Source organism: Streptomyces sp. NBC_00271, assembly GCF_036178845.1.
GTDB lineage: Bacteria > Actinomycetota > Actinomycetes > Streptomycetales > Streptomycetaceae > Streptomyces.
In genome coordinates, this window is record NZ_CP108070.1 from 8,930,835 (window position 1) to 8,942,907 (window position 12,073).

Consider the following 12,073-nt stretch of genomic DNA (forward strand, 5'->3'; position numbering starts at 1 on the left):
CGGGCTGGGATCGGTGATCCGGTAACGCGCGGCGCCCATAGGGAATGGGTATGGCGACGCGGTCGAAGACGACACGGGAGCGATTGCGGATTGAGTTCAGTGGGAGTCCTTCCGCTTTGGAATGCAACCAATTTTCCTGCGCCGTACAGGAGCAGAACCACCGGCCGACCAGCGCTCGGACCGGAGTGGCGCCCACAGCTGATCAAGCCTGAGGCGAGCGGGGGGTTTCGCTCGCCGGTATGTCGTCCCAGACAGACGAGGGTGACGACGAGGTAACTCTGCACGCGCTGCCGAAATCCCCGCTGTTGAGACGAGTCGTAATTGTCGCCGCGCCACGCCACTTCAACAACGCCGCGACCTCCAGTAGGGTGCTCCGCCCGTCCTCAGAGAACCTCGTCGTAAGTTCCAGACGATCATCGACGGCGGAGTCTCCCCTATACGCTTTACGCGCGATTACGCTATACGCGCGATCCGGGCCGGACTGTGTCGGCCGGGCAACGAGTGGCCATTCCCAACGGATCGACCGGACCTTCAGCCGACGGCGCCGTGAATCCGCAGACGGCCGGCTGGGCGTAGGACTGCTCGCCGATGTTTTTTCGACCTGAGGTTGGCAGAGCTCTTTCAGTGCGGCCACTGAGCGGAACGGCAACGACGTCAGCAAGGCACAAAGCTCCCGGGCCCCGAAGGGGATGTTCGAGGGGCCACGATACTCATCGTCACCGGTGAGAGTGATCGCTGCTGCAAGCCCCCACCGCCCCAGCGTGGCCTGGGCGGCCCGGGTTACCCCACGCCGACAGGACACCCTCGCCCGGATCGAGGCCGGCTTCGGCATCTCCGTCCGCACCGTCTGCACCCACGACGGCTGTCACCTACCTGCTCGTCGACCACGCCCCGGTCCGCTGCGCGCCCGGCGCGCAGCCAAGCCGGACTACGTGCTGCTGGACGGCACCGTCGCGAAGCGCGACCGCATAGGCGACAGCCGGGCCGTCCGCCGGGCGGATTCGCGACACCGTCGGCATGGGGCGAACGCGCAGGTGCTGATCGATCCGATCAGGCAGGGCGGCTGCTGTGGATCTCACCCGTCCTGCTCGGGCGAGCTCAAGGCCTGACCGCTGTCCATACCCACCGGGTCATCCGGATCCGCGAACGCCAGGGCATCCGGTCCTCGCCGCCGCGCCTACCTGGGCGCCAGCCCCCGCGTGACCACATCAGTCCGACGCCCGCCCGTCGCCAACCCGACGCCCAGTCAACCTCGCTCTCTCGGCGGTTCAGGGCACCCCGTGGAGCCGGGCGTGGCCCGCCTGAAGTCCGGGCCCACCTTTCGCAAGGCCCCGCTTCAGCCCGCATCGCATGTCGTCAATCACCGCAGCCGCCCTCACCCTGAAGTGGCAACGCTGCAAGAGCTCACTAAACCTGCTGGTCATGGGCCTGATCCTGCTCATGGGCAATCGATCGCGCCCTTGGGCGCCTCAGCTGTGCGCCTCCACGGCTTCTACGCCCCGGTCGGGATCATGCTCGACAAGTCGCGGGTCCGCCCGGAATCGACCGAGATTCGCCGCTCGCTGTGTTGTTCGAGAGTCGTTTGACTGATGGTTCAACCTCACCGATAAGGGAGACCGCACCTGACGAGTACGATGGTGGCCGGAACGATCCCTTGATGGAGAGAAGCTTCACGTGCTGTGCCCCATGCCTGCTGTGCCGATGAGTGAACGTCCGGCCCTGCCTGAGCATCCCGTCGCCACGGTCAACGGAAGCACCGCAGGCGGTCACCGCCGGACGGCAGAGGGCTGCGTCTTCCTGCGGCCTGTTCAGGTCCGCATGCTCACGGTCACAGCGGGCGTACGTGTCGGCACGGGGCTGTGGGGAACCCCGCAGAAGGCGGGATCTGCGCGGGTCCGATGATCGGGCGGGACAAGGAGCTGCGCACCCTGCGCCGGCTGCTCGCGGACGCTGCGGCTGGGCAGGGCAGTGCGCTGCTGGTCCACGGCGCTGCCGGCGTCGGCAAGTCGTCTCTGCTGCGCACGGTCGGGGCCGAAGCCATCGAAAGTGGCTTCAAGGTGCTACGCACATCCGGGGTGGAGCCCGAGCAGTGGCTGCCGTTCGCCGCGCTGCAGATGCTGCTGCAACCGGTCTCTCGTGGCATGAAAGACCTGTCGGCTCCGCACCGGTCGGCGCTGAGCGGCGCGTTCGGTGTCCGGGACACCGAGCCCGAGATATACCGGGTCGGACTGGCAGTGCTTGAGCTGCTCGCCGACGAGGCCAACCGGCAGCCTCTCCTGCTGCTGGTGGACGACCTGCAATGGATCGATTCCTCAAGCCGGGACGTGCTCAAGTTCGTTGCCCGGCGTACCAACGACCTCGCCATACAGGTGATCGCTGCCGCCCGGATCCAGTACTCCGAATCATATGTGCTCCTGGACATCCCTCTGGAACCGCTCAGCCGACCCGCCGCCGCCGAATTGCTCGACGTCGGCGCGCCCGACCTGCCGGCGCCGTTGCGGGCGCTCGTCCTGGAGCGTGCCGCGGGTAATCCGCTGGCCCTGGTAGAGCTGCCCAAGGCGGTGCAGGGCGCGACCGCGCAGATGGACGACCTGCCGCTGACCCAGCGGCTGGAGGACGCGTTCTCCGCGCGTACCGATTCGGTGAGCCGGGAGTGTCGCACGCTACTCCTGGTCCTCGCCGCCGAGCCGTCCGCGCCCCTGAACCTCCTGCTGGAGCTTTCGAGTCGCATCTCTGGCTCGGCGGTCTCGGTCGACGTGGTGCAGGAGGCGGTCGACGCGGATCTGGTCACCCTGGTCGGCTATACCGCCGAGTTTCGCCATCCACTGATGCGCACGGCGATCTACACCCACGCCACGCTCGCCGACCGGCTGGCCACTCACCGTGCCCTCGCATCGGTGATGGACGACACCCCCGAGCGCCAACTCGCCCACGAGGCAGCGGCCACGATAGGGCCGGACGAGGAGCTGGCCGCCCGGCTTGAGCGATTCGCCGATATGTCGCAGGCCCGAGGGAAGGCGGCGGCTGCCGTCCCGGCGCTGCGTCAGGCGGCCGACCTTGTCGTCGATGCGCAGCGCCGGACCGGCATCCTGGTCCGGGCGGCCGAGTTGTCCAGCGAGATCAACCACCGCATCAGCGTCCAGATGCTGCTGGACCGCACGGACATGAGCATGCTGGGCCGGGTAGAGCGGGCTCGCCTCATGGTGGTGTCCGACAGTTATGCATTTGAACCGGGCGAGCCGCAGCGACGGATCCAGGCAATGGTCACTGCGGCGGCCGGAGCGTTCGACGCGGGAGCCGGAGACGTCGCTGAGAACCTGTTGTGGCGAGCCAGCGCACGGTGTTTCTTCCAGGACGGCGAAGCGCAGGTGCGTGCCCAGGCCGCAGCAGAACTGGATCGGTGGAACCCTGATCCGAATGCCCCCCATGTGCTGGCGGTGCGGGCGTACACCGAGCCGTTCCGGCACGGGGCTGACGTGATCGCGCGGCTCGGCGGAATCAGAGCAGACCATCAAGACGGCCGGATGCTGCATTTCCTCGGTAGCGGTGCCATGGTCATAGGCGACATCAGTCGGGCCACCCAGTACCTCGCGCTGGCGGCCGCGGCGTGGCGGTCGCAGGGCCGACTCGGGCTGCTCGCCCGTTCGCTGGCCGCCAGCTGGCCGCAGGTGTACCTCGGTCAGCTTGAGCGAGCTCGCGAGGAGTCCGCCGAGGGGCTGACCCTGGCCGAGGAGGCCGGGGAATGGATCGTCTGGCTAGGACTGAAGGCCACGGCCGGCCTGGTGGCGGCGCTGCGCGGAGAAACCGAGCAAGCAGCGCGGATGATCGGCGAACTACGTCTGCACAGTCTGTTCCTGGGTATGCCGTTCGTCACGGTGATGGCGCAGCAGACCGACGGCCTGCTCGCTCTCTTTGACGGTCGCGCCATGGAGGCATACGACGTTCTCGCGCGCGCCTTCGATCCCGTTGATCCGCACTACCATTCGGTGAGCCGTTGGCTGTTGGCGCCGGACTTGGCGGATGCCGCAGTCGCTGCGGGCACCGTGAAGCAAGCTCGGGAACTGCTGGCCGATCTTCCGGACCTGACCAGACAACTGCCTTCGGAAATGATGGTGGTGGCTCACGCCTACACCGACGCGGTGCTGGCTCCGGACGACACCGTGGAGGAGCGTTACGCCGCGGCCCTTGCCGCCCTGCCGGCCGACTGGACGCTGTCACGTGCCCGATTGCATCTGCACCACGGCCGCTGGTTGCGCCGCCAACGCCGTAACGTGGACGCCCGGCACCCGCTTCGACTCGCCCGTGCCGAGTTTGACCGTGTTGGCGCACAGCCCTGGGCCGAGATGGCCCGCGAGCAGCTACGTGCTACCGGTGAGTCGAACGGTCGACGGCACGCGAACACCGGTGAGCAGCTGTCTGCCCAGGAAATGCAGATAGCCGTGCTGGCGTCACAGGGGCTGAGCAACCGGGAAATCGGTCAGCGCCTGTTCATCTCGCACCGCACCGTCGGAGCGCACCTGTACCGCATCTATCCACGCCTTGGCATCACCGGCCGGGGCAAGCTCGCCGCCGCACTGGCAGCGCTTCACGATGAACAGCCCACGTCTGACGTCTCCAGCGCCCCAGAGTGACCTTCTCTCGGAGGGCCGGGACGGTTATGACGGTTTCGGATTCCCTGGGGGCAGCCGACCTTGCGAAGCGAGCAGAGCAGGTGCGGGCTGAAGGCCCGGTGGGAGGAAGTACAGCCATGGCGCGTCGGTATGACTGCTCCACGGTTTCCGGGCGGGCCGACGGGCTGCGCGCGGCCACCTTGGCGGTGCGCCGAGGCGAACTGGTGGTGCTGCCCACGGACACCGTGTACGGCATCGGCGCCGACGCCTTCAACCCCGCGACCGCGGACAGTCTGCTGCAGGCCAAGGGCCGGGGCCGCGCCATGCCCTCACCAGTGCTCGTCGCCTCCCCGGATGCCCTGCACGAACTGGTCACCGACTTCCCCAAGGCAGGCTGGGCTCTGGTGGAGGCGTTCTGGCCGGGCGGGCTGACCCTCGTCGCCCGCCACCGGACATCGCTGACCTGGGACCTCGGCGAGACCCACGGCACGGTCGCCGTCCGGATGCCGTCCGACCCTGTGGCACTTGATCTGCTGGCCCGATCCGGGCCGATGGCAGTCTCCAGCGCCAACCTGACCGGACACCCGTCCCCGCAGGACTGCGATGCCGCCCAGTACATGCTCGGCGACTCGGTCACCGTCTACCTGGACGGCGGACCCACCACGGCCGCCGTCGCCTCCTCGATCGTGGACCTCACCGGCCCGGCCCCCATCCTCCAGCGTGCGGGCGCGATCAGCGCCGAGCGCCTGAGCACTGTGGTCCCCGACCTGCAGGACGGCTCCTGACCCGGCCCGGTGAGGGAACAAGGCCGCGCACCCGGCCTACCGAAATCACCCGATCGGCGAGCGTCATGAGCGCGATCGCCTCGTTGGGGACAGCGTGACAGTGCATGGTGAACAGCATGTCGGCGGCGCCCTGAGGGGTGGCAATTGCCCCTGCCAGGGAGAACGGACTCGCCGAGCGCTGATGCCGGCGCTGGAAGCCGCGGCCTCAGCGCGTCTGGGCATGCCCGGCGCCACAACGCCCGGTGCCCGGTCTCCGGCGGTCGCACCCGCGCCCGGCGTGGTGGCCGCCTGCGCTGCGATGCGCCCGGGCCTGGACGTAACCTGCGGCCATGGCTGAGACCCCGCACCTGACACCGTCCGAAGCCCTCAACCTGCTGGTGACCGGCAATCAGCGATTCGTCGCGGGCTCCCCGCAGCACCCGAATCAGGACGCCGCGCGCCGCGCCGCCACCGCACCCGGCCAACGCCCCTTCGCCGTGCTCTTCGGCTGCTCCGACTCCCGCCTGGCCGCCGAGATCATCTTCGACCGGGGCCTGGGCGACCTTTTCGTGGTCCGCACCGCGGGCCACGTGGCCGGGCCCGAAGTGCTGGGCAGCATCGAGTACGGAGTGAGCGTCCTGGACTGCTCGCTGGTCGTCGTGCTGGGCCACGACTCGTGCGGCGCCGTCGCGGCGACCCACGCCGCCCTGACTGACGGACTGGGCGCCACCGGATACGTGCGCGACGTCATCGAGCGCGTCACGCCCAGCGTCCTGGCCGCCCGCGCCGCCGGACTCACCCACGACGACGACATCATCGCCGAGCACGTACGGCACACCGTCGACCTCCTCCTGGACCGCTCCCGAGTACTCGCCGACCAGGTCACCACCGGACAGACGGCCGTGGTGGGCCTGTCCTACCGCCTGGCTGACGGCAGTGCCCGCCTCGTCACCTCCCGAGGCCTGCCGGCCGAAGAAGCCGTCCCGAGCCTGCGCGCCTGAGCGAGCAGCACCGCTGTCCTCCCAACGAGTGCCTCTGGGCTGGAGCACGGCCGCTCCGAGGCCGAGCGGCTTGGACCGGTGATGGGCTTCCGATGCATGGGGTTCGGCGAACGCAGCCCACGTGGACCCGCACATCGTCGCCGCCTACGATCCCTTCGTCCCCGACCCCGGCCCGATTTCGGGGACCGGGGACCGAGCTCCCCGTCCTGCTTGTTCCCGGTTCCTGAGGTGGTCCCGCTTGGCCGCGCCGAGGTCGTCCAGGAGGAGGAGCGGGCTCCGGGCCAGGGCCTGGAGATCGCGTTCGGCATCGTGGCCTGGGCGGGGGCGGAGCCGTGCGTAGAGGTCGGCGGTGGTGGTGGCCTCCCAGCGCAGGCGGACGGCTCGGGTGAGAAGGGCGCGGACGGCGCCGTACGCCTGGTAGGTCTTGCCGGTGCCGGTGGGGCCGACGATCAGCAGTGACGAGCCTTCGGCGATGCCGGGTCCGCCGGGGCCCGGGCGGCCGGCGCGGGCGATCTGGTCGGCCCAGGAGGTGACCTGTGGGTGGTCCGCCACGGCTCGTCGGTAGCGGGCGGGGATGCGGGCGTCGGCCAGCTCCAGCGCGGTGACGGGCTCGGGCGGCGGTTCCTCGGCAGCGGCGCTGGGGTCGATGCCGCGGTCGGCCAGGATTCCGCTGAGCCGGTCGGCGAGGGGGCCGACGCGCTGGGCTTCCCGGGTCAGGGTGGCGGTCAGAGTTCACCTCCGTAGGCGGCAGCGACGTCATCGGGGTTTGTCCAGGCCCGGTGGACAGCAGCGGCGGGAGTGGCATTCATGGCCTCGTGCACCAGGCTGGGCAGCGTGCGCGGGTGCAGGCCCTTGGCGAGCTGCCGCTGGAGCCCGGCGCGGATGTGGTCCGGTGCGATGCCCTCATTGACGAGTTTGCCCACTTCCCGGCCCAGGTGACCCAGGACGTCGCTGGGCGGGCGGTGGGTGCAGGCGGCGGCGTACTCGGCGATGAGTTGCTGAGCCGAGACGGTGTGGGGCGCGGGGGTGCTTGCGCCCCCCGAAGGGGTACTTCCTAGATCCATGATCCTAGGTCCTAGATCCGGACCGTGAGGCGCCACTGAAGGCTCACGCACACTTTCGTGAGCCTTCCCGGACGACTCCCGGAGCCTGGTTTGACCTGCGGGTTGCCCGCTGGCGCCCGGATTCGTTACAGGCTCGCGCAGTTGCCCCGGGTCCTCAGTGCGTCCTCCGTGAGGGCTCGGTTCCCTCTCCCGGAGCGCTCCGTGCGCTGACCGTGCCACGGTCTCGGCGACGCCGACCCCCTCGGAGCTCTGCCCGATGCCGGTCCCAGTGCCGTGGACCGGGCAGTCGGGAAGCCGGCTCATGCTGGGCCGGTTGATCTTCTGGTGCTGGTGCCAGGTGACGATGTGCAAGTAGCGCTTGTCGTCCGGGCCCTTGTAGCGGCAGATCAGACCGGCGTCGGCGAGCTGGGCGAGGTCCGTCTCGACGTCGGAGGGGCCGTGTTCCGGACGCAGGACCCACAGCTGTCCGGCGATGATCGCGGCGTGGTCGCGGTGGCGGCCCTGGTCGTCGGCCTGGGTGAGCAGGCCGAAGAAGGTGCGCTCGGCGGTCAGAGTGACGGCAGCCAGGGACTCGGAGACGAAGGCTTCGGGCTTGATGGTGCGGATTCGTGCCAAGAGGGGCGGGTCCTCACTCGGTTGCAGGTGGGCAGGCGCCCACGGCTCACCGCCGAACGTGGCGGTACGGGTGTCAGGGGTGGGGAGCTGGCCGGCCAATGGCGCGGGGCGTGCCGATAGCCGCTCGCGCTTTCCGGGGTGTCGTCAACATAGCCACACCCAGGGCGCGCAAGTCCAGCCCACTCCAGCGCAATCTCTTACGGCAGAAAGGCTGCCGGAAAGCAGGCTGTAGAGGGCGGTGTCAAAACCGTAGGTCACGATCGGCGGATGACCAAATAGTTGTCCTTGACGCCGAGCCAGAAGGATCACATCGGGAAGCCGTTGACGTGCAGTCGATGGGGAAGCTACAACACAACACCCCACGTCGCAGCCGCCGCGAAGCGCCGATTAGCGCGGAAGTCCTTGGTGCTTCCCGACCGGGGAAACCGCCTCGCGTGCGGACGGCGTGCGACGGAACATAGACCACGATCGCCGGTTCACCAAACCGGCGAATGCAAGCTAGAACTGGAGCTGTGGCAGCACGCCCTCTGGAAATCGGACCCGCAGGAATACGGGCCGCCCGCACCATCGAAATACTCCGCACCGAACGCGGTCTGTCCCAGCGCCAACTCGCCGGTCGCGTTACCGCGCTCGGCCACCCGATGTCCAACTCCATGCTGTCCCGCATCGAACGCACCCAGCGCCGCTGCGACATCGACGACCTCGTCATCATCGCCGAGGCACTACACATCTCTGCCTCGGTGCTCCTCGGGCGCTCGCCTGGAGGCTGTAATGCGCGCTTGTCGCGGTACCTCGCACGGGATCCCCGGTTAGCGAAGCCGGCGATCCTCCACACCATTGATGGTGTTCGCCGACTGTGCTTGGCAGCGGAGCCGGGTGGACAGCGCCCTGATCAATAGCCATGCCGCTCGGCAGACTTGCATTTGCCCCCGAACCACACCCATGGAGGTCAACTGTGCCCGTACATCCGTCTTCTGCTGCCTGCTCTAGCTCCATTCCAACGACGGACGCCACCCCCGCAGCACGCCAGGCATTCCTGAGTGTGAAAGACGCCGCCGAGTACCTCGGCCTGTCGCCGCACACTCTCTATGTCTGGAGGCATCGCCGAAACGGCCCGCCCAGTTTCCGGATGGGGCCGCGTGGCCGCGTCATGTACCGGATCGTGGCGCTCGGCGCCTGGATCCGCGAGCAGGAGCAGGCCGACTCGCGCTCCAACACGACTCTGAGCCCATTGGACGCGGCACCGCAGAAACGCTCGGACTATGCCACGAGCGCCTGACCCTGCTGACTCCTACCGCACGCAACCTGCCATCGAGGGAAGTATTTGGCCGGCTACATAGAAGACCGCTGGATCAAGAAGAAGAAAGACCCCGTCACCGGCAAGCGGGAACGCACCGCCCGCTACGGCAAGGGGGCCCGGTACCGGGTCGCCGGTATCCCCGGGGTCCGGGACAAGTCGTTCGACACGCTCGAAGACGCCAAAGCGTGGCTGCGCAGGGCCAGCACCGACAGCGAACGCGGCGAGTTCGTCGATCCCCGCGACGGCTCCATCACACTGGACGACTATGTGACACGCTTCTGGCAGGCGGGAGTTCGTGGAGCGCCCGGCACCGTCAAACGCATCGACGAACGCGTCCGCCTCCACATCCAGCCTCAGCTGGGCACCGTCGCCCTGCGGGACATCAGTCCGGCGGTACTGCGTAGCTACATCGCCGCGCTGGAGAACGAATGCTCGCCGCGCTACGCCCGGCAGATCCTCACCTCGCTCTCGAACATCTTCGAGACCGCCATCGACGACAAGCGGCTGGCGCGCAACCCGATGCGGGCCAAGTCCGTGCGCTGGCCCAAAGTGCCGGAGGATCAAAGGGAAGCCTGGCCGCTGGAGACCGCGCGGCGCGTACGGGACGCGATCAACGCGCGGTACCGCGTGGCAGTCGTGCTCGCGCTGGGCTGCGGGCTACGACAGGGTGAGGTCTTCGGGCTGTCGCCGGAGGACGTCGACTTCGCCCGCGGAGTTCTGCGCATCCGCCGACAGGTACAACTCCTCGGCGGTCGCCTGTACTTCGCCCTCCCGAAAGGTGGCAAGACGCGCGTCGTCGACATGCCTCCGTCGGTCGCCGCGGCGCTGGCCCAGTACTTCATGGAGTTCCCCGCAGTCGAGGTGGAGCTGCCGTGGGGTGGTCCGGAGCCCGATCGGGAGACGGAGAAGTTCCCGCTCGTCATCACCACGACGTACGGCAACGCCCTTCGCGCGAACATCTTCAACGTCGAGGTATGGAAGCCGGCCCTGGCCGCCGCCGGCGTCATCCCCCTGCGGAAGAAGGACGAGCGGTGGAAGGCTTCCCGCAAGGACGGTTTCCACGTGCTCCGGCATACCTACGCCTCGGTCATCCTCGAAGCGGGCGAGTCAGTCGTCACCCTGGCCCGATGGCTCGGCCACTCGAGCCCGACCATCACCCTGGACTACTACGCCCACTTCATGCCCGAGGCTGGCGGCAAGGGGCGCGGGGCCATCGACGCCTTGCTCGGCCAACCTGCCGCGGTCGCCACGACCGCGTAGACGTCCACTCCCCACAACCCACAAAACGGATGGGCACAGCAACCAGCTGTGCCCATCCGTTTTGGTGTTTCATTCTGGAAGCCCGCTACTCTCCGTGCTGGCCGACGCTCCCAGATTGCGCCACAGCGCCGAGGCTCTCGCAGGTCAACACCCGCGATCGCAGCTGACCGCCCGCATCGGACCGCGGCTGATTCTCCCCAGATTCTCCCCAGCGGCCTCAGATGCCCCGTCGGCGCCTGCGATCGAGGCCGCACCTCCTCAGAGCGTCGCCTCTCGCAACGATTACTCAGAGCCAGTCTTTCCGCTTGAAGATGACATACAAACTGGTACAGACAACCGCCATCAGGACGATCGCGAAGGGGTACCCGAGCACCCAGTGCAACTCCGGCATGCTGTCGAAGTTCATCCCGTAGATGGTCCCGACCAGCGTCGGAGCGAAGAGAATCGCCGCCCAAGACGAAATCTTCTTGATCTCCTCGTTCTGTTCGAAGCCCGCCTCCGCCAGTGCGCGCATCTCGGCGTTCTGTTGTTGGGTGACGAGGGTGGCGTTGACGGTGAGGATGTCGGTGAGGGCCTGGCGGAAGCCGTCGACGCGTTCGCTGGTGTGGGTGACGTGGTCGGCGACATCGCGGAGGTAGCGCTGGAGTTCCTCTTCGGTGCCGTACTTGGCGAAACCCGCCATCAGGCCGTGCAGCATGCCGACCAGCGGGCGGGTGGCGCGCTGGAACTCGACCATTTCGCGGGAGAGTTCGTAGATGCGGCGGGACACCTCGGGGTCGCCGCGGAAGACCTCGGTCTCGATCTCGTCGATGTCGTTCTGGACGCCGGAGACGACGGGGACGTAGCCGTCGACCACGGAGTCGAGGATCGCGTAGAGGACGGCCTCGGGACCGAGTTTCAGCAGCTCCGGGGTGTCCTCCATGCGGCGGCGCACCGCCGACAGGTCCGGCGCCGCGCCGTGCCGGACGGTGATCACGAAGTCGGGGCCCACGAAGACGTGCAGTTCGCCGAAATAGACCTCCTCGGCCGCGTCCAGATAGCGGGCCGCGCTCAGGACGACGAAGAGCGTGTCGCCGTAGCGCTCCAGCTTCGGACGCTGGTGTGCCTCCATCGCGTCCTCGACGGCGAGTGGATGCAGGTCGAACTCGGCCGCCAGGGAGAGGAGTTCGGCCTCCGTGGGGCGGGCCAGGCCGATCCAGGCCATGCCGGAGGGCTGGTCGCGCAGCTCTCGGAAGGTGTCGGCGAGGGAGGCGGGGGTCGAGACCCGTACGCCGTCGCGGTACAGGGCCGCCTGTACGACGCTGTCGGCGGCGGCGGGTTCCGGCTCCGGCGGGTCGGCGCGCGGCGCCGGGGGTGTCACGCCGGTCGCGGCCGGCGGGTTCAGGGCGCGTCGCCAGACGGGCTTTCTGCCGTTCTTGGCGGTCGGACGGGGGCGTCGCTCGGACATTGCGGCTGCCTC

7 protein-coding genes and 3 pseudogenes are annotated in these 12,073 nt (G+C 68.4%); 7 read left to right on the forward strand and 3 right to left on the reverse strand.

Translation table 11 applies throughout. The features are described 5' to 3' along the window. Nucleotides 1-706: 706 nt before the first annotated feature. The 4 genes and pseudogenes from OG798_RS40315 to OG798_RS40330 all read left to right on the forward strand — a co-directional run. A pseudogene (locus OG798_RS40315) lies at nucleotides 707-1,395 on the forward strand (IS5/IS1182 family transposase); the annotation flags it as partial. Nucleotides 1,396-1,898: 503 nt separating this feature from the next. Then, nucleotides 1,899-4,631 (forward strand): helix-turn-helix transcriptional regulator, encoded by a 2,733-nt coding sequence (locus OG798_RS40320; protein WP_328758624.1) that lies wholly within the window; start codon nucleotides 1,899-1,901, stop codon nucleotides 4,629-4,631. Nucleotides 4,632-4,747: 116 nt separating this feature from the next. Then, nucleotides 4,748-5,395 carry an L-threonylcarbamoyladenylate synthase gene (locus OG798_RS40325; protein ID WP_267063195.1) on the forward strand — a complete coding sequence of 216 codons (648 nt, stop codon included), beginning with the start codon at nucleotides 4,748-4,750 and terminating at the stop codon, nucleotides 5,393-5,395. A gap of 329 nt (nucleotides 5,396-5,724) precedes the next feature. Further along, nucleotides 5,725-6,375 (forward strand): carbonic anhydrase, encoded by a 651-nt coding sequence (locus tag OG798_RS40330; protein WP_267063196.1) that lies wholly within the window; start codon nucleotides 5,725-5,727, stop codon nucleotides 6,373-6,375. 237 nt (nucleotides 6,376-6,612) lie between these two features. Here the strand turns inward: OG798_RS40330 and OG798_RS40335 are convergent. Then, nucleotides 6,613-7,104 (reverse strand): annotated as a pseudogene (locus OG798_RS40335) (ATP-binding protein); the annotation flags it as partial. Then, a complete protein-coding gene (locus OG798_RS40340) occupies nucleotides 7,101-8,054 on the reverse strand; it encodes a hypothetical protein (protein ID WP_328758625.1) in 954 nt (317 codons plus the stop codon). The pseudogene OG798_RS40335 and the gene OG798_RS40340, both read right to left, overlap by 4 nt. A gap of 512 nt (nucleotides 8,055-8,566) precedes the next feature. On the opposite strand from OG798_RS40340, the pseudogene OG798_RS40345 reads away from it, so the two are divergent. From OG798_RS40345 to OG798_RS40355, 3 genes and pseudogenes are all read left to right on the forward strand, one after another. Continuing rightward, a pseudogene (locus OG798_RS40345) lies at nucleotides 8,567-8,803 on the forward strand (helix-turn-helix domain-containing protein); the annotation flags it as partial. A 293-nt stretch (nucleotides 8,804-9,096) separates the two neighbouring features. Continuing rightward, on the forward strand, nucleotides 9,097-9,333 hold the full coding sequence (locus tag OG798_RS40350; RefSeq protein ID WP_267063198.1) for a helix-turn-helix transcriptional regulator: 237 nt from the start codon (nucleotides 9,097-9,099) through the stop codon (nucleotides 9,331-9,333). A 45-nt stretch (nucleotides 9,334-9,378) separates the two neighbouring features. Further along, entirely contained in the window at nucleotides 9,379-10,614 is a 1,236-nt protein-coding gene (locus OG798_RS40355; RefSeq protein WP_328758626.1) for a tyrosine-type recombinase/integrase, read from the forward strand. A gap of 286 nt (nucleotides 10,615-10,900) precedes the next feature. On the opposite strand, the gene OG798_RS40360 is transcribed toward OG798_RS40355, so the two are convergent. After that, the gene (locus tag OG798_RS40360; protein ID WP_121414629.1) at nucleotides 10,901-12,061 is read right to left on the reverse strand and encodes a magnesium and cobalt transport protein CorA; all 1,161 of its coding nucleotides are present in this window, start codon (nucleotides 12,059-12,061) and stop codon (nucleotides 10,901-10,903) included. Between the last annotated feature and the right edge of the window lie 12 nt (nucleotides 12,062-12,073).